The sequence below is a fragment of the Burkholderia sp. Nafp2/4-1b genome (genome assembly GCF_003635165.1).
Lineage (GTDB): Bacteria > Pseudomonadota > Gammaproteobacteria > Burkholderiales > Burkholderiaceae > Burkholderia.
Genome location: NZ_ML058597.1, coordinates 94878 through 116009, shown reverse-complemented (window position 1 = coordinate 116009; position 21132 = coordinate 94878). Strand labels below are relative to the sequence as shown.

Annotated in this window: 20 protein-coding genes; 10 read left to right on the top strand and 10 right to left on the bottom strand. The window is 65.9% G+C overall.

Annotation, left to right across the window (positions count from 1 at the left end; translation table 11 throughout):
• Positions 1-109: 109 nt before the first annotated feature.
• Positions 110-1636 carry a CYTH and CHAD domain-containing protein gene (locus C7H84_RS00535; RefSeq protein WP_121856906.1) on the top strand — a complete coding sequence of 509 codons (1527 nt, stop codon included), beginning with the start codon at positions 110-112 and terminating at the stop codon, positions 1634-1636.
• 16 nt (positions 1637-1652) lie between these two features.
• Here the strand turns inward: C7H84_RS00535 and C7H84_RS00530 are convergent, their stop codons facing one another.
• From C7H84_RS00530 to C7H84_RS00505, 6 genes are all read right to left on the bottom strand, one after another.
• A complete protein-coding gene (locus tag C7H84_RS00530) occupies positions 1653-2120 on the bottom strand; it encodes a cytochrome c (protein ID WP_240461938.1) in 468 nt (155 codons plus the stop codon).
• A gap of 80 nt (positions 2121-2200) precedes the next feature.
• On the bottom strand, positions 2201-2704 hold the full coding sequence (locus tag C7H84_RS00525) for a cytochrome c (RefSeq protein WP_121856904.1): 504 nt from the start codon (positions 2702-2704) through the stop codon (positions 2201-2203).
• Positions 2701-3231: a methylamine dehydrogenase light chain gene (locus C7H84_RS00520; RefSeq protein ID WP_121856903.1), complete on the bottom strand. Its 531-nt coding sequence runs from the start codon at positions 3229-3231 to the stop codon at positions 2701-2703. Before C7H84_RS00520 ends, C7H84_RS00525 begins: the two co-directional genes overlap by 4 nt.
• Before the next feature lie 39 nt (positions 3232-3270).
• Positions 3271-3915, bottom strand: coding sequence for a methylamine dehydrogenase accessory protein MauD (gene mauD, locus C7H84_RS00515; protein ID WP_121856902.1), 645 nt, complete (start codon positions 3913-3915; stop codon positions 3271-3273).
• Complete coding sequence (locus C7H84_RS00510) at positions 3912-4466, bottom strand: MauE/DoxX family redox-associated membrane protein (RefSeq protein ID WP_121856901.1); 555 nt, start codon at positions 4464-4466, stop codon at positions 3912-3914. Before C7H84_RS00510 ends, mauD begins: the two co-directional genes overlap by 4 nt.
• Before the next feature lie 7 nt (positions 4467-4473).
• Positions 4474-5631 carry an amine dehydrogenase large subunit gene (locus C7H84_RS00505; RefSeq protein WP_121856900.1) on the bottom strand — a complete coding sequence of 386 codons (1158 nt, stop codon included), beginning with the start codon at positions 5629-5631 and terminating at the stop codon, positions 4474-4476.
• A 240-nt stretch (positions 5632-5871) separates the two neighbouring features.
• Between C7H84_RS00505 and C7H84_RS00500 the strand changes: the two genes are divergently transcribed.
• The 3 genes from C7H84_RS00500 to C7H84_RS00490 all read left to right on the top strand — a co-directional run bounded on the left by C7H84_RS00500 (position 5872) and on the right by C7H84_RS00490 (position 8462).
• Positions 5872-6855, top strand: coding sequence for a helix-turn-helix domain-containing protein (locus C7H84_RS00500; protein WP_121856899.1), 984 nt, complete (start codon positions 5872-5874; stop codon positions 6853-6855).
• A 124-nt stretch (positions 6856-6979) separates the two neighbouring features.
• Complete coding sequence (locus C7H84_RS00495; protein ID WP_121856898.1) at positions 6980-7924, top strand: GlxA family transcriptional regulator; 945 nt, start codon at positions 6980-6982, stop codon at positions 7922-7924.
• A 175-nt stretch (positions 7925-8099) separates the two neighbouring features.
• Positions 8100-8462 carry a YbjQ family protein gene (locus tag C7H84_RS00490; RefSeq protein ID WP_121856897.1) on the top strand — a complete coding sequence of 121 codons (363 nt, stop codon included), beginning with the start codon at positions 8100-8102 and terminating at the stop codon, positions 8460-8462.
• A 4-nt stretch (positions 8463-8466) separates the two neighbouring features.
• On the opposite strand, the gene C7H84_RS00485 is transcribed toward C7H84_RS00490, so the two are convergent.
• Positions 8467-9717 (bottom strand): MFS transporter, encoded by a 1251-nt coding sequence (locus tag C7H84_RS00485; RefSeq protein ID WP_121856896.1) that lies wholly within the window; start codon positions 9715-9717, stop codon positions 8467-8469.
• Between the two features lie 230 nt (positions 9718-9947).
• Here C7H84_RS00485 and adhP point away from each other — a divergent pair, with 230 nt between their 5' ends.
• The 6 genes from adhP (at position 9948) to C7H84_RS00455 (ending at position 16946) form a co-directional block, all read left to right on the top strand.
• Positions 9948-10973 carry an alcohol dehydrogenase AdhP gene (gene adhP / locus C7H84_RS00480; protein WP_121856895.1) on the top strand — a complete coding sequence of 342 codons (1026 nt, stop codon included), beginning with the start codon at positions 9948-9950 and terminating at the stop codon, positions 10971-10973.
• A 371-nt stretch (positions 10974-11344) separates the two neighbouring features.
• A complete protein-coding gene (locus C7H84_RS00475) occupies positions 11345-13696 on the top strand; it encodes a DUF3141 domain-containing protein (RefSeq protein ID WP_121856894.1) in 2352 nt (783 codons plus the stop codon).
• A gap of 17 nt (positions 13697-13713) precedes the next feature.
• Positions 13714-14667: a phosphate acetyltransferase gene (locus tag C7H84_RS00470; RefSeq protein ID WP_276208391.1), complete on the top strand. Its 954-nt coding sequence runs from the start codon at positions 13714-13716 to the stop codon at positions 14665-14667.
• Between the two features lie 4 nt (positions 14668-14671).
• Positions 14672-15850: an acetate/propionate family kinase gene (locus C7H84_RS00465; RefSeq protein ID WP_121856892.1), complete on the top strand. Its 1179-nt coding sequence runs from the start codon at positions 14672-14674 to the stop codon at positions 15848-15850.
• Positions 15851-15853: 3 nt separating this feature from the next.
• Positions 15854-16645, top strand: a complete 792-nt coding sequence (fabI, locus tag C7H84_RS00460) for an enoyl-ACP reductase FabI (RefSeq protein ID WP_121856891.1) — start codon at positions 15854-15856, stop codon at positions 16643-16645.
• Entirely contained in the window at positions 16614-16946 is a 333-nt protein-coding gene (locus tag C7H84_RS00455) for an RNA-binding protein (protein ID WP_346428364.1), read from the top strand. The genes fabI and C7H84_RS00455 overlap by 32 nt, the downstream gene beginning before the upstream one ends.
• A gap of 154 nt (positions 16947-17100) precedes the next feature.
• Here the strand turns inward: C7H84_RS00455 and C7H84_RS00450 are convergent, their stop codons facing one another.
• The 3 genes from C7H84_RS00450 to betC form a co-directional block, all read right to left on the bottom strand.
• Entirely contained in the window at positions 17101-18240 is a 1140-nt protein-coding gene (locus C7H84_RS00450) for a porin (RefSeq protein WP_121856889.1), read from the bottom strand.
• A gap of 252 nt (positions 18241-18492) precedes the next feature.
• Positions 18493-19464, bottom strand: coding sequence for a choline ABC transporter substrate-binding protein (gene choX, locus C7H84_RS00445; RefSeq protein WP_121856888.1), 972 nt, complete (start codon positions 19462-19464; stop codon positions 18493-18495).
• Between the two features lie 45 nt (positions 19465-19509).
• Complete coding sequence (betC, locus tag C7H84_RS00440) at positions 19510-21045, bottom strand: choline-sulfatase (protein ID WP_121856887.1); 1536 nt, start codon at positions 21043-21045, stop codon at positions 19510-19512.
• Between the last annotated feature and the right edge of the window lie 87 nt (positions 21046-21132).

The window sequence follows — 21132 nt, the reverse complement described above, 5'->3', positions numbered from 1 at the left end:
TCGCGCTCGGTGCGCGCATGCCAATCGATGCGCATGCGTGAATCGGCACGCGTCGGCAACCTCATCGATCCGGTGTAGTCTGATAGTCATGCGCCACATCGGAGGCGATATGGAACGAGAGTTGAAGCTGCGGGTTTCCGTCAGGGACCTGGAGAAGTTTCGTCATGCGCCATTGCTCGCGAACGCCGATGGCGGTCAGGCACGTCAACTGCTGACGAGCACGTACTTCGATACGGCCGCGCTGGCATTTCACCGGTGCACGGCTTCTCTGCGCGTACGCGCGGTCGGCAACGACAGGATCCAGACATTGAAGCGGGAAGGATCCACACAGGCCGGCCTGTTCGACAGGGATGAGTTCGAGATGTCCGTCGACGGCGACGTGCCCGATCTGACGCTGCTGCACGATCAGATTCCCGCTGACAGCGATCTCGGCAGGCTGATTCACGACGACGCGACGGCATCCCGGCTCCAGCCCGTATTCGTCACGCGGATCAAGCGTACGGTTTTACCGCTGCGCCTGCCGTCCGGCGATGAAATCGAGGTTGCGCTCGACAAGGGGACGATCGACGCGGGATCGAATTCGGTCCCGATCGCCGCCGTCGAACTGGAGCTCAAACATGGCCGGCCTGAAAGCCTGTACGGCGTCGCACTCGAACTACTGGAAATCGCGCCCTTGCGCATCGATCGCGCAAGCAAGGCCGATCTCGGCTACGGCCTGCTCGCTGCCGAGCACCACCCGGCCGTCAAGGCGCAACCGGTACAACTGACGAAACGCGATTCGATCGAATCCGCATTCTGCGAAATCGCGCGCAATTGCCTGGATCAGGTCCACGCCAATGAGCGCGGCGTCGAGTCCGGCGACGATCCGTCGAGTGTCCATCAGATGCGTGTCGGGCTTCGTCGCCTGCGCTCGGCGCTCGACCTGTTCGCGAAGGCGATTCCCGCGTATCCCGGCCTTGACGACGAACTGCGCTGGATTGCCTCCGAGCTCGGCGCGGCGCGCGACTGGGAGGTGCTGGCTGGAACGACGCTCGACCATGCCGGCACGAACGGCACGCCGGACGAGATCCGTGCAGTGCGCGACACGTGCGAGCACATTGCCGCCGACAACCGGCAGCGCGCGGCGGACGCAGTCAAGTCGGTTCGCTACACGCGGCTCGCGTTGCAGCTTGCTTCATGGTTGCACCGAAAGGGTTGGCGAGACGAGCTGTCCGACCAACAGCGCGACGCGATCATGCGGCCAGCGAAGCCGTTTGCCGAGGATGTGCTGCGTCGCCGGCACCGCAAACTGATCAAACGCGGCAAGCGGCTGGCCGATCTGGACGATCACCGTCGTCACCGTGCCCGCATCGCGGCGAAGAAGGTTCGATACGCGACGGAATTTTTCGCGTCGCTGTGCCGCAAGCGCGCAGTCCGATCGTATGTCGACGCGCTGACCGCGCTTCAGGACGACCTCGGTTGGCGTAACGACGCCGTCGTCGCGGAGCAGTTTCTGAAGGCACTGCCTCGCAGGTCACCCGACACCGCACCGGGCGCGAGTTTTGCACGCGGCTTTCTGGCCGCGCGCGTCGCAGCCGATCATCAGCCATTGAAGAAGCTGTGGAAGCGCTTCAAACGTCTGGCGCCACCGCACTGAAGCGGCACAAGGCTGATCAGTACCGCTCCGACACAGCGTCGATCCCGCGCTCATGCAGCGCGCGGACCAAGCCGGCACGCACGGTCGCGACATCGGAAAACGCTGGGCGCCGATGCGCGGCGATCTCGGCCGCCGTATAAGGCTTGAAATCGCGCGGCAGCGCATCGCGGTTCATCGTCGTAAGCACCCAGTTGAGCACGTCGGCGAGATCCTGATCCGACAGCGCCGAGTTCGACGCGCCGGGCACACGCATCACGTACTCGCGCCCGGCCGGCAGATGCGTGAAGTAGCCGAGCGAATTCGCGAGCGGTGGCACCTTGCCCGGAATACCGCCGCCCGTCGCCGTGTGGCAGCCCATGCAGTTGAGCACCCAGTGCTGCCGTGCGAGCGTCGCGTCGATCACGCCGTCGGCATGTGCGGGAACGGCAATCGCCGATGCGGCGGCCGCGACCGCCGCCAGCCACGACGATAGACGACGCTGCATGATCGGGCCGATCCGCGACGCCACCGCATATCGGACGCCTCGCCCTGCCCCGTCGCGGCGCGGCACGCACCGAAGGGCATTCACAACCCCAGCCCCTTCGTCACGACCGCACGTTGCGCGTGAACGGCCGTACCGTCCATCTCCTTCGCACGCGCCGCGCGGATATCCGCCGCGGTGAAGGGCTTCGCGTCGCCATGCTTGTCGTTGAGGTCGAACACGACGTAGTTGAGCACGTTCGCGATGTCGTCATCGCTCGCGCTCGCGAACGACGGCATCTTGAAGTTGTAGCGCTTGTCGTGCACGTTGATCTCGCCGAACATCCCGTGCAACAGCGTCGCGACGAGTTGCGCGCGGCCCGCGTCGGCCGTCGCGTACTTGCCCGGATACTCGGTCAGCGGCGGCGCAAGGCCGTCCTGCCCCTTGCCGCCCGCCTGGTGACACACGGCGCACTGCGCGTCGAACAGGCTCCTGCCGGCCGGGTAATGAGCGACCTGCTGCGCAGCAGCCACGCCCGGCAGCACGAAAAACGCGCCGGCCGCCGCCATGCATGCGGCCACGATCTTTCCAGCTTGCTTCACTTTCATTGCTTTGCCGCTCCGAGCAGGACCGAAACCGAACAGTGGTAATTCGAATTGCCGTTCGCCATGCACCAGTTGATGTCGTTGTTCAGCGACAGCTTGTACAGCGGCTTCTCGCGCTCGTTGCGGTTGCAGAAGCACTTGCCACACGACGTCTTGCCGCAGCAGTCGTTGTACGACACGATGTAGTCCGACCCGTCGTGCGGATTGCGGCAGGTGCCGATCCACGTGATCGGCGACGGCGTCGTGCCGGGCGGGCAACTGCTCGACGTGCCGCCGCAGCAGCTGCACAGCCAGCCGTCGATCGCGCAGTATTTCCAGTAATCGCAGCTCAGTGGATCGTCGCTGGCGCCGGAAGCCGCCGATGCACCAGCCGCCGCATCGGCTGCGTACGCAGTGCGATCGACCGGCAGCAGCGGCAGCATCGCCGATCCCACCAGCACCTTGCCGAGCTTCGCCATCGCGCTGCGCCGCGAACTATGCTGCGCGACGCCGCGTGCCGACCGTTCGAACCATGAATCAAACAGGCCCATGTCGTTGTTCTCCGTTGACGTTGAAAGAGAGTCGGCCGATCACGCGTGCTGCGCGTGCTCTTCGCGACCGCCGTGGCCGCCGTGGTCGTGATCGCCGTGCACGAACTGCTGCAGCGATGCAACGCCACGCTCCTTCGCTTCGAACAGGCTTTCGAGATGCTCGCGGGTATTGACGAGCCCCTTCGCGCGCACGGTGCCGGTGTCGTCGAGCAGCACCGCGTACGGCAGCTTGCCGATCTGGTACGCGAGGCCGAGTTCCTGCGACAGCACATACGGGAAACGCGCGAGGTCGTGCTTTTGCGCAAAGCGCGTGTGCTCGTCGAGATCGCCGTCGCTGGCGAGCACGATGTTCACCGGCGTCGATTCGCTCGCCTGCAGCGACGGCAACAGCGGCAGCAGCTTCTTGCAGACCGGGCACGTCGGCGACAGGAAGAACAGCAGCGTCGCCTTGCCCGCTGCATCGATGCCGCCAACCTTCAGCCGCGAGCCGCGAATATCGGTGAGCTCGAACGTCGGGGCGATCGCGCCGACCGCCGGCCCCTTGTCGATCATCAGCGCGCCAGCCGGCATGATGCGTTCGTACAGGATGCCGATCTGGCGGACGAGCGCGAGGCAGATCGCGCCGAGCGCGAGCACGGCGACCCACAGCAGCGCGGTGGAAACGGTGAGAGCGGTTTGCATCATGAATTCCTCAGGTGGGAAAGGCGCGGACCGTTGGCAAGCAGCACGTCGACGGTGAGCAGCGCGCAAACGATCAGCAATACGGAAGAGAACAGCGTCAGGTAGTCGAACCACACGACCGCGCGGCTGCCCGGCTCGACGAGCGCGGTCGCGGCCAGCGCGACGAGCAGCAGCGCGCGTGCGACATGCAGCCAGCCGATGCCGCGCGGCGCATCGGCGCGCGCGGCAGCAAAGCCGGAACACCCGCAGTCGATGTCGGTATGGCCACGCACGATGTTGATCGCCATGCCGGCCGCGAACACGAGCAGCAACGCGATCAGGCCGAGCGCACCGGTCATGCGCGTATCGGGAAACAGCAGCGCGGCGGCGCAAACCACTTCCGCGAGCGGAATGGCAAACGCGGCGGGCGCGGTGAGCGCATCGGGCAGCAGGCGATAACCGGCGAGCGCCTGGCGGAACGCGGCAGGCCGGCGCATCTTCGCGAAGGCACCGAGCAGCACGACGACGGCAGCGCCTGCCTGTGCGCTGGTGGCAAGTACGGGATCGAGCGTCATCGCGGTCTCACGGGTTCACGAGCAGCGTCGGCGTACTGCCGATCTGCTTCTCGACGTGCTGCGGCTTGCCGCTGTGCGCGTCCATCACGACGAGGTCGGACGTACCCGTCAGCCCGTAGAACAGCGGCTTGTCGTCCTCGCTGACCTGGATCGACACGAGCGGATCGACCTTCAGCTGCGCGAGATCCCAGCGCGCGACACGCTGCTTCGTCTTCAGGTCGTACACCCACACCTGCGTGCCGGGATCCTTGTGCGTGCCGTCGCCGCCCTTGTGCATCAGCACGTAGTAGCGGCTCTGCTTCACCTGCACGGCCGTCTGCTGCATGCCGCCCGGGCGCCAGCCTTCGGCGCGCTCGGCATCGCTCAGCAACGACCACGACTTGCCGAACACCGGCTTGTCGCCGCTGAAATCGGCGCTGCGCACGTTGCCGTGATACGTCGTGAACAGATAACCGCCGTGGTAGCGCGACGCGTTGATGAAGGCCGGATCGTTGTCGACGTCGATGAACGCGTCGGACATCGTGCGCTTCACCTCCTTGCCGTTCGCATCGAGCGTCACGGTGAGCGCCTTGCCGCTTTCGCACAGCGCGGCGAAGCGGTCGTTCCCCGCCGGATACGCGAGCACGCAGGCGGCGGTGTCGATCTCCGACAGCACCTGCTTCGACACCGCGTCGATGACCGTCACCGACGCGGCCGGCGTGATGTTCGCGACGTACAGCCGCTTGCCGTCCGCGCTGAACGCGGTGTTGTACGGCGACGGCACGTGCTGCCCGTGCTTCGCCGGAATCGCGATCTCGCCGGCGTGATCGAGCGTCGTGTTGTCGGTCATCTCGACGACGTCGGTGCGCGCGCCGTGCGAACCGCGCGAAAAATACGTCGTCGCGATGAAGCTCGTCTTGTGGTCGGGCGAGATCGCGAGGCCCGGCGCGAAGCCGCCGTCGATCTGGCCGAGCAGCTTCTTCGCGTCGGCGTCGTATACGTAGATGCGCCCGTCGGTCATGTTCGGCATCGCGATATCGACGACGTAGACCTCGTGCGGATGCCACGGCGGCATCTTCTGCACGACCAGTTCCTCGGGCCTTTCCGTCGCGTACGCGCTGCCGCCCCACGCCGCCGCGAACGCCAGCGTCGCCGCGAAAGCCGCGGTGCGTCGCCTTGTCATCATGTCGCCTCCAGTTGGATTCACGTTGTGTGGGGCGACTGTAGTTCGACAATAAATCCGTTCAGCACCCGGACCGGCAACGCGTGCGTGCCGAATCGGGATATTGGAAAACCGCCTGAAAGGCACCGCGTGCGCGCGCCATCCCTCCCCTCCAAAACCCTCGGAGGAATGGCGCTCATCCGTATTGCACCGACCGCGCGGTCGGTTTAATCTTGCGCGGTCCGAACGATCGCCGGAGGCGCCGTGCTCGTGTTTCATCAGATGTTCGACGACGCAGACCGGCACGCCGAGGCGCTGCGCGGCTGGGAGCAGCGTTACGACCAGATCGGCTGCGGCTCGTATCGCAGCGCAGTCAAGCACGTCGAACTCGACGGCGTGCAGCTGTTCCAGGAAGCGGCGAACGTGCGCATCATCCAGCGCGGACGCCTGCCGCCCGGCCATACGGTGTTCGGGATGCCGCTCACCGGTGCCGGCACGTTCGCATTCGGCGATGCGCGCATCGGGCGCGGCACGATCGTGATGGCGCGCGGCGGCGCACCTTTCGAACTCCATTCACCGGACGACATGTCGCTGATCGGCGTGGTCGTCGATCACGAGCTGACGCAGCAGATCGAGGATGCCGCCGACGTACGGTTCGACGAACGCACGCTGCGGCGCGGCGTCGTCGACGTGCCGGCCGCCGCATGCGAACGCGCGAGCGTGCACTTCGCGACGCTGCTCGAAGGCGTGTTGTCGGCACCCGATACGTTCGACACGGCTCGTGCGCAGTCGGAACTGCGCGGCGAAGTCGGCAACGTGCTCGTCGATCTCCTCACGTACCGGATGCCGGAGCCGCCGAACCGGCTCACGCACGCGTGCCATGCGGACATCGTGCGGCGCGTACACGACTACGTGATCGAACATCCGGAAGCACCCGTCGACATCCTGAGCCTGTGCACGCAGCTGCGCGTGAGCCGGCGCACGATGCAGAACAGCTTCCAGTCGGTCGCGCAGACCGGCCCGCTGAATTACACGCGCTCGCTGCGCCTCGCGCAGGTGCGCCGCCTGCTGCTCGACACGCGGCAGTCGGACCTGCCGATCAGCGAAGCGGCCGCGCGCTGGGGCTTCATCCACCTCGGGCATTTCGCGAACGCGTACAAGGCCCAGTTCGGCGAACTGCCTTCGACCACCGCGCGCCGGACGGCGTACGGCGCAAAAACCGCTGAGCGCGGGCAAAACCCGCGATAATCCCGTTCTGAACGTTCGGCTCGCGCGAGCCGGGCGCGGTGCTCGCGTGCCTGCCCGACCGCTCGCCGCGCCGCGCTGCATCGCGCGGCACGCGACAACTATCCCGATTCCACCCCACGCTCCGATGCCAGAGGATTTCCATTTCCTGTTGCTGCCCGGCTTCTCCGCGCTCGGCTTCATGTCGGCGGTCGAACCGCTGCGCGTCGCGAACCGGTTCCGCACCGAGCTGTACCGCTGGCACGTGATCAGCGCGGACGGCGCGCCCGTCGCCGCGAGCAACGGCATCCCGGTCGCCGCCGAAGCCGCATACGCGGACGTCGCGCAGGTCGAGACGGTGTTCGTCGTCGCGGGCTTCGATCCGCTCGTATGCTACGACCGCGCGCTCGCCGACTGGCTGCGCCGCCAGAACCGGCACGGCGCGACGCTCGGCGGCATCGACACAGGCAGTTTCGTGCTCGCGGAAGCCGGGCTGTTCGACGCATCGCAAACGCTCACGCTGCATTGGGAAGCGCTCGCCGCTTTCCGCGAACGTTACCCGGGCCTGAACGCGACGCAGGAACTGTTCGAGATCGACGAACGGCGCATCACGTGTGCGGGCGGCACCGCATCGATCGACATGATGCTCGACCTGATCGGCCGGCGGCACGGCGCCGAGCTCGCGGCCGTGATCTCCGAGCAGTTCGTCGTCAGCCGCATCCGCCAGCGTTCGGACAGCCAGCGGCTCGAGATCGCCGCGCGCTATGGCGTGCACAACCGCAAGCTGATCCAGGTGATCGACACGATGCAGCGGCACATGGAAAACCCGCTCGGCTCCGACGCGCTCGCGCAGGACGTGTCGATCACGCGGCGCCAGCTCGAGCGCCTCTTCAGCGCGACGCTGAACGACACGCCGACGCGCTTCTACCTGAACCTGCGCCTCGATCGTGCGCGCGAGCTATTGCAGCAGACCGACATGAGCATCACCTCTGTGTGCGTCGCGTGCGGCTTCGAATCGCCGTCGCATTTCTCGCGCACGTATCGCGCGCGGTTCGGCGTGACCCCGCGCAGCGACCGCCGCGCAACGCGCTGAACACCCTCGCTATCGCACGCTGCGGCGCACCGCGCGGAACACGCGCGTGGCGGCCTCGCGCTTCGGCACGTCGCGGCAGGTATGCGGGCCGGGACGTCACGCGCGCCCGTTCGAGCGCGGTTCCCGTTCCGGATAGAATCGTCGTTCGATCACTTCCGCTTCACGGTGCCCCGCCATGTCCGATTTCTCCCGCTCCGCCGACGCGCTGTCGCCCGAGCGCGTCACGACCGCGTTCGACCTGCCCGGCCATACGACCGTCCGCTCGCTCGGCGTCGCGCAGGGCATCATCGTGCGCTCGCGCTCGATCGTCGGCTCGTTCGGCGCGGCGCTGCAGACGATCTTCGGCGGCAACATCACGCTCTATACGTCGCTGTGCGAGAAGGCGCGCCAGCAGGCATTCGACAAGATGCTCGCCGATGCGCGCAAGCTCGGCGCGAATGCGATCGTCGCGATGCGCTACGACTCGACCGAGATCGGCTCGGGCGTCACGGAAGTCATCTGCTACGGCACGGCCGTGCGCGTGACGCAGGACGCCTGACGCGTCACACGTCGCGTTCGAGCGACTTCATGTTCGTCAGCTGCGGGAACAGCTTCATCCACGTCAGCGCGACGGCGATCGTCGCCACCCCGCCGACGACGATCGCGCCCGGCGCGCCCCACCACGCAGCCGTCACACCCGATTCGAATTCGCCGAGCTGGTTGGACGTGCCGATGAACAGCGAGTTGACCGCGCTCACGCGGCCGAGCATGTCGTCGGGCGTGCGCAGCTGCACGAGCGACAGTCGCACGACGACGCTCACCACGTCCGCGGCGCCCAATGCCGCCAGCGCGACGAGCGACAGCACGAAATTGCTCGACAGCCCGAACACGATCGTCGCGATGCCGAATGCGATCACGCCGCCGAACATCGCGCGGCCCGGCCGCCCTTTCAACGGAAACCGCGTGAGCCACAGCGTGCCCGTGAGCGCACCGACGGCCGGCGCCGCGCGCAATGCGCCGAGTCCCCACGGACCGACCTGGAGGATGTCGCGCGCATAGATCGGCAGCAGCGCGGTCGCCCCACCAAACAGCACCGCGAACAGGTCGAGCGACAGCGCGCCGAGGATGGCCGGTTCCCGCCGGATGAACGCGATGCCGGAAAACACCGAACGCAACGTGACGGGTTCGCGTGCCGGCGGCGCGCCGCGCAGCGGAATCGTGCCGCTCAGCATGGCCGCGAGCGCGAACGCGACCACGCTCGTGCCGAACGCGACGGGCGCACCGACGCCATACAGCAGCCCGCCGAACGCGGGCCCGAGAATCTGCGCGGCCTGGTTCGCGGACGTCGACAACGCGGTCGCGCGCGGCAGCTCGCTGCGCGGCACGACGGCCGGCAGCAGCGACGACACCGACGGCGATTCGAACGCGCGCGCGGTGCCGACGATCGCCGCGAGCGCATACACGCCCGGTGCGGTGAGCCCGCCTTTCGCCGCGCCGAACAGGAACACGCCGGCGGCCAGCGCCTCGACGCTCTGGCAGATCGTCGCGATGCGACGGCGGTCGTAGCGGTCGGCCACCTGCCCGACGACGAGCGTCAGCGCAAACATCGGCACGAACTGCGCAAGCCCGACGAGGCCGAGCGCGAACGCGCTGTGCGTGAGTGCATAGACGTACCAGCCGATCGCGACCGACAGGATCTGGAACGCAAGCGACGACATCACGCGGGTGCCCCAGAAGCGCTGGAACGGCGCGTGACGGAACAGGTTGGCGGGTAACGGCAGCGGCGAAGCGGATTCGGGTAACGGGGCGGTCATCGGCGGGCGGTGTGAGACGGGCAATCGGCGGGACGCAATGCGGGTCAAACCGCGATGATATCGCCAACCGCCGGAACCCCGCCGGCTGTGGGTGCAGGCGCCGGCTCATCAGATACGCATCCTTGTGGTGCCGGACCGTTGCGCTTCGATGCGCCCTATTGATCTACGTTAAGTCGCTTTGCCGTACTCCGGGAATACTGGCAGCAATGCCAACGCCACAGGAGAACGTCATGGCTCAGTCGATGAAGGCGGCCGTCGTGCACGCCTTTGGGGAACCGCTTCGTATCGAAGAAGTGCCCGTACCCACGCCAGGGCCGGGACAGATTCTGGTCAGCATCCAGGCGTCCGGCGTGTGTCACACGGACCTGCACGCTGCCGACGGCGACTGGCCCGTCAAGCCGACGCTGCCATTCATCCCCGGCCACGAAGGTGTGGGTTTCGTCGCGGCGGCGGGCAGCGGCGTCACGAACGTCAAGGAAGGCGACCGGGTTGGCGTGCCGTGGCTCTATACCGCGTGCGGTTACTGCGAACATTGCCAGAGCGGCTGGGAAACGCTCTGCCATGCCCAACAGAACACCGGCTATTCCGTGAACGGCGCCTACGCCGAATATGTGCTCGCCGATCCCAACTACGTCGGCCATCTGCCGCAGCAGATCGCCTTCGACGAAATCGCGCCGATCCTCTGCGCCGGCGTCACGGTCTACAAAGGTATCCGCGTGACGGATACCCGGCCAGGGCAATGGCTGGCGATCTCCGGCATCGGCGGTCTCGGCCACGTGGCCGTGCAATATGCGATCGCGATGGGGCTTCACGTGGTCGCGGTCGACGTGAGCGAGGACAAGCTCGCGCTTGCGCGCGAACTCGGCGCGCATCTCGCGATCGACGCATCCAAGACCGATCCCGCCGCCGTCATCCAGAAGGAACTCGGCGGCGTGCACGGCGTGCTCGTCACCGCGGTCTCTCGCAGCGCCTTCGCGCAGGCGCTCGGCATGGTGCGCCGCGGCGGCACGGTTGCGCTTAACGGCCTGCCGCCGGGCGATTTTCCACTGCCTATCTTCTCGACGGTACTGAACGGCATCACGGTTCGCGGCTCGATCGTGGGAACGCGGCGCGATCTGCAAGAGTCGCTGGACTTCGCCGCGGAGGGCAAGATCCGCGCCCATATCCAGCGCGAGCGGCTCGACAACATCAACACGGTCTTCACCGACCTGCGGAACGGAAATGTCAGCGGCCGAATGGTATTGACGTTCGATTGACCTGCTAACAGTCCGCTTTGCGATGCCCGCGATTTCGCGGGCATCGCATCACTCCTCGCGGCTATTTTGTCGGCCGGTGGGATCGGGTCATCGTCGACGACTCGGACTGCCTTTCGCGACGCCCCGCGATCGTTTTCCCAAGCAATTTTCCCGCGCTGCGGCGTAACGACGCAACCCGCTGAACTCGACCGTCCTGTCATCAAGCGGGCTTACAATGACGTCATTGTCATAAATGACACATTTGTCAGATGACGGATTGTTCGTGCTTGATGCTGCCCGTAATCCAGTCGGCATCCAAGCCTCTCTGCAACCCGGCAACGCAATGAGCAGTTGTGCCAGGTTAAGTCGCTTCGCTCGAGGAGATTCATGAGATGGACCAGGTTACACAGCTGACACGCAATCACGAGATCGCATTGAAGATCCTGCGCCTGTTGCACCATCGCCTGGAAGAGGCGCGGCAACGGTTCGGGCAGAGGACGAGCGACGCAATCAAGGGGAGTGATGGCACGTCCGCGCTCACCCTTCCCAACCTCGCGCAGTTCACACCATGGGGTGCCTGGCACTATACGGTCGATTTCGCGCAGCGCTCCGTCCTGTTCTGGGATGCCTTGCGTCAACGCGGCAACGAGTTCATCGAGCGCAACAAGGCCGGGATCAAGCCGGCGTTGCATTTCGACTATGACGTCGTACTCGACGCGAGGCACTTTGAGCGGCCCGTCAACTACGCGCTCCTGTCGATACGGCCGCCGGAGGGTGTCGTGGTCGATGTGAAGAAGCGCCCGTATCTGATCATCGATCCGCGCGCCGGGCACGGTCCCGGCATCGGGGGCTTCAAGGACGATTCGCAGGTCGGCGTTGCGCTGCGCGCGGGTCATCCCGTCTATTTCGTCGTGTTCTTCCAGGAGCCGGAGCCCGGCCAGACCCTGCTCGACGTGTGCGCGGCCGAGCAGCAGTTCGTACGCAAGGTGCGCGAACTGCATCCGGACAGCCCCAAGCCGGCGATCGTCGGAAATTGCCAGGGCGGCTGGGCCGCGATGATGCTTGCCAGTTCGTCGCCCGAAGACACCGGTCCCATTCTGGTCAACGGCGCGCCCATGTCTTACTGGAGCGGGGCGTGGAGCGAGAATGAGGCGCCCAATCCAATGCGTTATGCCGGAGGCATTCTGGGCGGCACGTGGCTCTCGTCCCTGTCGGCCGATCTTGGCAACGGCAAGTTCGACGGCGCACATCTCGTGAACAACTTCGAGTATCTGAACCCCGCCAACACGTTCTGGGACAAGTACTACAACGTGTTCGCCAACATCGATACGGAAGCGCCGCGCTTTATCGAGTTCGAGCGGTGGTGGGGCAGCTACTACCTGATGAACCGGGAAGAGATCGAGTGGATCACCCGTAACCTCTTTATCGGCAACAAGCTGTGGTCCGGCGAAGTGTCCGGCCCGTCGGGCCAATCCTTCGATCTGCGCGCGATCCGCTCGCCCATCATCCTTTTCGCATCGATGGGCGACAACATCACGCCGCCGCAACAGGCGTTCAACTGGGTCGCCGACACATACAGCAGCACCGAGGAGATCAAGGCGCGCGGCCAGGTCATCGTCGCCCTGATGCACGCGGACGTCGGCCATCTCGGCATCTTCGTTTCCGGCAAGGTGGCGAAGAAGGAATACACGCAGATCTTCAACGTGCTGGAGACAATCGAGACGCTTGCGCCGGGCCTCTATGGCATGTCGATCAAGGAGGGAAAGGGCGCAGACGGCAAAACCGAATACGAGGTCTCGCTCACCGAGCACCGGCTGGAAGTAGCCGTCGAGCATTTGAACGAGTGGCGGCGCGAGGACGAAAAGCCGTTCAAGGCCGTGGCGGCGGTGTCCGAGTTCAACCAGCGAGCCTACGAGCTGTTCGTTCAACCCTTTGTTCAGTTTGCGTCGAACGAGACGACCGCGCGGTTGTTGCGCGACTTTCATCCGTTGCGTCTCCAGCGCTGGGCATTCTCGGATCTGAACCCGTGGCTCGCCGCGCTTGGTCCGACGGCCGATGCCGTCAGAGCCGGCCGGCAGCCTTCGAGCGACCTCGAACCCTGGCGCAAGGTGGAGCAGCGCGGCTCGGAACTGATCAGCGCCTCGCTCGACCACTTCCGGGCGGTACGAGACGCCGGCGTCGAAGCACTGTTCTTCTCCATCTACGCGAATCTCTTCGCAATGCACGACCCGGACCGCCTCGGCGAGCAGGGGGCCGGCACGTCCGCCGGCGCCGATCCTCGCAGCCTGCCGTTCGTCCAGGCGGCGCTCGCCTCGCTGCGGCAAGGCGGCTACAACGAGGCAGTCGCGCGCACCGCGTTCCTCCTCGCACCGAAGGGCGAGCCGCTGCCGCTATCGCGCATCGAGACAGTCAAGCAACTGGTCGACGAATATGCCGACTACCTGCCGGATTTGCCTCCTGCCGAGTGGCGGCGCATTCGCGGGGAGCAGGAACTCATCGCGACTTTCGAGCCGCAACAGGCTATCCGGACGTTGCCCGATCTGCTCGCCACCCCGGAAGACCGAAACCGGCTCCTCACCTTGCTCGACAAGCTGCTGGCCGACCGGCGGGTGCTGCGCATCCCGCCGACACCCGCGCAGGAAGAGGCGCTGCGCGCCATCCGGTCAGTGCTCGGCGTGACAATCGCGCTCGAGTCGCAGCCCCAAAAGACCCGCGCACCGCGCGTTCGGGCCACGGCATCGTGAGTGCCGCCAACCCGTCAGTGAGGGAACCCGACATGGAATCCAGACACGTCAAGTATCACGAGCTCATTGCGCAATGCCGTCACCTCGCGCCCATGCCGCTTGCCGTCGTTCACCCCTGCGACAGGAGTTCCTTGCAGGGGGCGGTCGAGGCCGCGCGGCAAGGGCTGATCGCGCCCACGCTCGTCGGTCCGCGCGCGCGCATCGTCTCGGTCGCTGCGGAATGCGGTCTTCCGATCGCCGACTACCCGATCGTCGACACACCGTTCAGCGAAGCTTCGGCGGCCGCGGCCGTCCGGCTCGTGCGCGAAGGCAAGGCCGAAGCGCTGATGAAGGGCAGCCTTCACACCGACGAACTGATGGCCGAGGTGGTCCGCCGCGATGCGGGGCTGCGCACGGGCCGGCGCATCAGCCACTGCTTCGTGATGGATGTGCCGGGACATGCGGATCCGCTGATCGTGACCGACGCGGCGATCAACATCGCTCCGACGCTCGAGGATAAAGTCGACATCCTGCAGAACGCGATCGATCTTGCGCACGCCTTGCGGTTTCCGGAAGTGCGGGTGGCGATTCTTTCGGCTATGGAGACAGTCAACCCGAAAGTGCCGTCCACGATCGACGCTGCCGCGCTATGCAAGATGATGGACCGCGGGCAGGTAACCGGGGCACTCGTCGACGGTCCGCTGGCGCTCGACAACGCCATCGACATCGAGGCGGCACGCATCAAGCACATCGAGTCGCCGGTGGCTGGACGCGCCAATGTGCTCATGGTGCCCGACCTCGAAGCGGGCAACATGCTGGCCAAAAGCCTGTCTTTCCTCGCGGGCGCGGACGCGGCCGGTATCGTGCTGGGCGCGCGCGTGCCCATCATCCTGACGAGCCGGGCCGATTCGCTCATTACCCGCCTCGCCTCGTGCGCGGTGGCCGCGCTCGTTGCCCTCGCGCGGCGCGAGGCGGCGAAGATCGAGGGGTGATGCCATGGCAGACGTGATTCTCGTCCTCAACGCCGGCTCGTCGAGTATCAAGTTCTCGGCATTCGAAGAGCACGGCAGTGCGCTGGAGCTGGTCGTGCATGGCCAGGTCGATGGACTCTATACGCCGCACGCAAGATTCGAAGCATTGGACCGTCACGGCGAGCACCACGCGAAGGAGTGGACCGCCGGTACGGCGCTCGACCATCGGCACGGGCTCGAACACATCGGTGGGTTCCTCGAGGAGCACCGCGAAGGACACACGCTGGTGGCCGTCGGCCATCGTGTGGTACACGGCGGGCAGCGCTTCAGCGGGCCGGTTCGCGTGACCGCCGCGGTGGTCGACGAACTGGACAAGCTGACGCCGCTGGCACCACTGCATCAGCCGCATAACCTGAAGTCAATACGTCTTTTCGACCAGATGCAGCCGGACGTGCCGCAGGTGGCGTGCTTCGATACGGCGTTCCACCGCACGCAGCCCGACGTGGCCCAGGCGTTCGCGCTCCCGGCGGCGATCACGGATCTCGGCGTGCGGCGCTACGGCTTTCACGGCTTGTCGTACGAGTACATCGCCAGCGTGTTGCCCCACGTCGCACCCGCGGCGGCCTCGGGGCGCACCGTGGTTGCGCACCTCGGCAACGGCGCGAGCATGTGCGCCCTCGTGGCGGGCGCGAGCGTGGCCAGCACGATGGGCTTTACTGCCCTCGATGGCTTGCCGATGGGCACCCGCTGCGGCAATCTCGACCCCGGCGTGGTGCTGTACCTGATGGAAGAGCGTGGCATGGATGCGCGTGCGCTGGAGGATCTCCTGTATCACCGGTCCGGATTGCTCGGCGTATCGGGCGTCTCCGCGGACATGCGCACGCTGCTCGAAAGCGATGATCCTCGGGCCCGCTTCGCGATCGATCTTTTCGTCTATCGCATCTCGCGTGAACTGGGCTCGCTGGCCGCCGCCATGAACGGCATCGACGCGCTCGTTTTTACCGGCGGTATCGGTGAGCATGCGGCGGCGGTCCGCGAGGCTGTCGTGCGGCGAGCGAAGTGGCTCGGTGTCGAACTGGACGTCGCTGCCAATCTCCAGGGCGGACCGATCGTGACCACCGCTTCAAGCGGCATACCGGTGTGGGTCATTCCGACCAACGAAGAACTGATGATTGCGCGCCATACACGCGCGGTCGTGGAGTGAGCGATGTCAACGGAAAACAGCGGACAGGCAGGGCCACCGCTCAAAGGCATGAAGGCGCTCGTCACGGGCATCGCCAACGAACACTCGATTGCATACGGGTGCGCGAAGGCGTTTCGCGAACTCGGCGCTGACCTTGCGATTACGTATGCCACGGAAAAGGCGAAAGCCTGGGTCGAGCCGATCGCGCAGGAACTGAACGCCGACATGCTCCTGCCGCTCGACGTCGCCGATGCGAACCAGCTCAACGCGGTGTTTGCCGAGATAGGTGAGCGTTGGGGACGCCTCGACATCATGCTGCACTCGATTGCGTGGGCACCGAAGGACGACCTTCAGGGCGGCCTCCTGCACTGCTCGAGCGGGGGCTTCGCGCAAGCAATGGACATTTCGTGCCATTCCTTCGTGCGTATGGCCGCGCTTGCCGCGCCTCTCATGGATAAAGGCGGCACGCTGCTCACCATGAGCTATCACGGCGCGAGCAAGGTCGTGCCGAACTATAGCGTCATGGGGCCGGTGAAGGCCGCGCTCGAAGCGTGCGCGCGTTACCTCGCCCATGAACTGGGTCCGCAGGGCATCCGCGTTCACGCCATCTCACCGGGTCCGCTCATGACGCGGGCCGCTTCCGGCCTCAAGGACTTTGGTCTGCTGCTCAACGAAGCAGCCCATCGTGCGCCGCTCGGCGAACTCGTCGACATCATGGACGTCGGATACACCTGCGCTTTCCTCGCCACGCCGTACGCACGGAGAGTGTCCGGAGAAACGCTGTATGTCGATGGCGGCGTCAACATCATGGCGTGACACAGAACAGGAGAAGGACATCGTGACTATGCTATTGCTGCAACCCGTCGAAGACACTGTTTCCGACGAAGACATCCAGGGGTTTTTGAGCCGCTATGGCTTCCCGCCGTTTGTCTCCATCGAGCGCATGGCAGGTGCCGGAATCCGGCCCGCTGTGCTGCTTGGGTTTCATGACCTGCAGCCCGAAGCGCTGCGAACGCTTCAGGCCAGGATTCACCACGTGTTCTGGAACGGTCACACGATCGATGCGATCACCGTGCAGCACGCGTGGCTTTCCGACTATAGGGATGCCCTTTCATGAGCAGTCCTTTGTCAAGTCGCTTTAGCGAAAAGCAATCAACGCGACCAGCCGACTAATGCGCGGCGACATCCTTCAAGAATAAAAAAAAGCGCGAACCGCAGTTCGCGCCAAAGAGAGACCTCGCTGAAGACGTCGAAGGATCCACTCACCCCATTCAGAAAGAATGCCGCATCCCGATCCGCACGTCGGCCTGCGTCTGCGTGGTCGACGGCGTGAAGCTGTAGCCGATGACCGCATCGACGCCCTGCGACGCGCGCAGGTAATCGCCGGAGATGTACACGTCGGTGCGCTTCGACAGCAGGTAGTGCAGGCCGGCCGTACCCTGGTTCCAGTGGTGGCCTTCGAAGCGCGTGTGCTGGTAGCCCGCGATCAGGCTCAGCGCCGGCGTGAACTGGTACATGCCGCCGCCTTCATACACCTGCATGTGCGACGACTGGCCGAAGCCCTTGATCGTCGTGTACGAAAAGTTCGCGTCGAGCGACAGATTGCCGATCGTGTAGCTCGTGCCGATGCCGAACGTGCCCTGGCTGTCGACGTCCATCGCCGTGTTCGAGAACAGGTCGGTGCGCGCGCCGGTCGCCGGATCGACGGTGACGGTCTGCTGGCCGAGGAACGTGTGCGTACCGATCATCGCATACGGGTCGTACGCATAGATGCCGTTCGGGTTGTTCAGGCGCGTGTACGCGGCGCCGATCGAGAAGTCGCCCTTCGTGAAGCTCGCGCCCGCGCTCCATGCGCTGTTGCGGTGGAAGTTGCCGGCGACGTTGCCGAACGAGTACATCGCGCCGAACTTGAAGCCGCTCAGGTCGTTCGACAGGAACTTGACCGAGTTCGGCAGGCGGTCGCCGTTGAAGCGGTCGAAGTCGCCCTGGTGGATCGCATAGCCGCTGCCCCACGCGGAGATGTTGTAGATCGACACCAGCTCGTTGGTGATGTCGAGCTGGTTACCGAACGACAGCGTGCCCCAGTCGTTCTGCAGGCCGACATAAGCCTGACGCCCGAACTCCGCCCCACCGAAGCCGAGCTGCCCGTTGCCGAGGTGGAACCCGCTTTCGATCGTGAACACGGCCTTCAGGCCGCCGCCGAGGTCTTCCGTGCCCTTCAGGCCGAAACGGTTCCCGTAGGCGACGCCGTCATCGAACTTGACCACGTGCGAACCGCCCGTGTTGTTCACGTACGTGATGCCAGCATCGAGAATCCCGTACAGCGTCACGCTGCTCTGCGCGTGGCCGATGGCCGGGATACAGGCCGCGCATGCGAGCGCGGCGGCTACGGCAACTTTCTTTTGCTTCATTGTCGACTACCCCCTGAACCGTTCGATGGAAAGAACCGTGGCCTGACGCGCGCCGCAATACGCCGGCTGATTCGAATTCGGTACATCCGCTGGCTTCGGTATTTCGATTTCCGCAATAACGGAGCCATTGGCGAAAAATACAAACCCATATTTCGGGTCACCCGTCTGAAGGCGACACCAAATGGTCTCGATGCGACTGTTCGGGAAAACACGTAGACGGGCGGCCGCGTAAAAAGGCCGCCCGAAGGCGGGTCAGCGGCCGTCGAGCGCGGCGCGCACGGCCGGCAGCGCGGGCGTGCCGGACGCGGTCGTCACGCCGTCCAGCCAGGCTTCGACGAGCGCCGGGTCGGCCTTCAGCACGTGCTGCGCCGCGAGCGCGGGCGGCGTCTTGTGGTCGAGCATGTCGGCGATCATCCGGTTCTCGACGTCGACGGAGAACGTCATCTGCCTGAACAGCCGCGCGAGATTCGCGCACTGGTCGGCAAAGCCCGTGCGCGCGACCGTGTTGACCGTCGCGCCGCCGTAGTTCGGCCCGAAATACGCGTCGCCGCCCGACAGGTAGGACAGGTGGAACTTCGTGTTCATCAGATGCGGCTCCCATGCCAGAAACACGATCCAGCGCTTGTCGCGCACCGCGCGCTCGACCTGCGTGAGCATCCCCGTCTCGCTCGATTCGACGAGCGACCAGTTCGCCGAACCGAGCACATGGTCGGACAGCATCCGCTTGATGTTCTGGTTCGCGGGCGCGCCGGGCTCGATCCCGTAGATCTTGCCGCCGAAGCGGTCCGCGTAGCGCGCGAGATCGGCGAACGTGTGCACGCCCGCGGCAGCGACGTAGTCGGGCACGGCCAGCGTGAATTTCGCGCCGCTCAGGTTCGCGTGCAGCACGTCGATCGATTTCTCGTCGACGAACGGCTTCACGAGCGGCGCCTGCGCGGGCATCCAGTTGCCGAGGAACACGTCGACCTGCCCTTTCTTCAAGCCCTGGTACGTGATCGGCACCGACAGGTTCGCGACGTCCTGCCGATAGCCGAGCGCCTTCAGCACGACGCCCGCCATCGCGTTCGTCGCGTCGATGTCGGTCCAGCCGGGCGCGGCCATCTTCACGTCGCGACACGTCTGCGGATCGGCCGCGTGTGCGGGCGCCTGCGCCGCCAGCACGCACGCGGCCGCGGCGAACGCCGTGCCGAGCCTGCGGATTACTGCCTGGGATTGCGGTTTCATGGTCTGCTTCCTCCGTCGTTCGTCAAGGTCCGCGATGCGGTGCGTTCAGCGCCCGACGCGCGGAAAGCGCGCCATCGCTTCGAGCGTGTCGAGTTCGATGTGATTGCGCATGTAGCGCTGGCTCGCGTCGGTGAACGGCTGCCAGTCCCACGCCTGGATGCGGCCCTGCGTCGTCGCCGCGTAATGGAAGCGGCGCCGCCGCTGGCTCGCGCGCACCTGCGCATCGAGTTCCCGCAGGTTCCAGCGCCGCGCGGCCTCGTCGCGGAACGCGGCAAGTATGTCGGCAGCTTCGGGCTGGCCGGCCAGGTTCGTGCGCTCGCGCGGATCGTCGGTCAGGTTGTACAGCTGGTCGGGGTCGGCCGGGCAATGCACGTACTTCCAGTCGCCGCGGCGGATCATCACGACCGGCGCGACCGCGCCTTCCGCGAGATATTCGCCGAGCGCGACGTCGTGCGCGGGCGCACCTTGCAGATGCGGGACGAGGCTCGCGCCGTCGACCGGGTCGGGCCAGCCGTCGGCCGGCGCCGCACCGGCCAGGTCGACGAGCGTCGGCAGCAGGTCGACGTGCGACACGGGCCCGCGCACGCGCGCGGCGTCGAAGCGGTTCGGCGCGTGGACGATCAGCGGCACGCGGCAGCCGCCTTCGAAGAACGTCATCTTGTACCAGAGCCCGCGCTCGCCGAGCATGTCGCCGTGGTCGGACGTGACGATCACGATCGTGTCGTCGGCGAATCCGCATTGCTCGAGGGCGGCCAGCACGCTGCCGAACTGCGCGTCGACGTAGGACGTCGCCCCGTAGTATGCGCGGCGCGCGGCGCGGATTTGCGCGTCGGTCGGCGGCGTGCGGTCGTTTTCGCAGACGAAGCGCAGCCGCTGCGAATGGGGATCGCTTTCCTCGGCATCGAGCCGCACGGCCGGCATGTCGATCTCATCGTCGCTGTACAGATCCCAGTATTCGCGCGTGATCGCGTACGGATCGTGCGGATGCGTGAGCGACACGACCATGCAGAACGGCCGCGCATCGTGCCCGGCCGCCCGTTCGCGCGCGACGTCGTACAGCTTCTGCTTCGCCGCGAACGTGACCTCGTCGTCGAAGTCGAGCTGGTTCGTGCGCACGCACGGGCCGGCCTCGAGCACCGAGCTCATGTTGTGATACCAGCTCGGCCGCTCGGTCGGCCGATCCCAGTCGGGCACCCAGCCGAAGTCGGCCGGATAGATGTCGGTGGTGAGCCGCTCCTCGAAACCGTGCAGCTGGTCGGGCCCGCAGAAATGCATCTTGCCGGACAGCATCGTCCGGTAGCCGCCCGCGCGCAGGTAGTGCGCGAAGGTCAGCGTTTGCGCGGGTAATTCGGCGGCGTTATCGTACGCGCCGATACCCGACGGCAGCTTGCCGGTCAGCAGCGAGAAACGCGACGGCGCGCACAGCGGGCTCGCGCAGTACGCGGCGTCGAACACCACGCCTTGCCCGGCGAGGCGATCGAGCGTCGGCGTGCGCGCCACGCGGTTGCCGTACGCCGGCAGCGCGAACGGCGTCAGCTGGTCGGCCATCAGGATCAGGATGTTGGGAGTCGGGTTCGTCATCGCGGTCGCGGGGAAATCGGTGTTGGAACGGAGCGGCGCGACGCTCGTGCAGCGACGCAGCCGGCATGACGGACGCGGCCTGCAGAA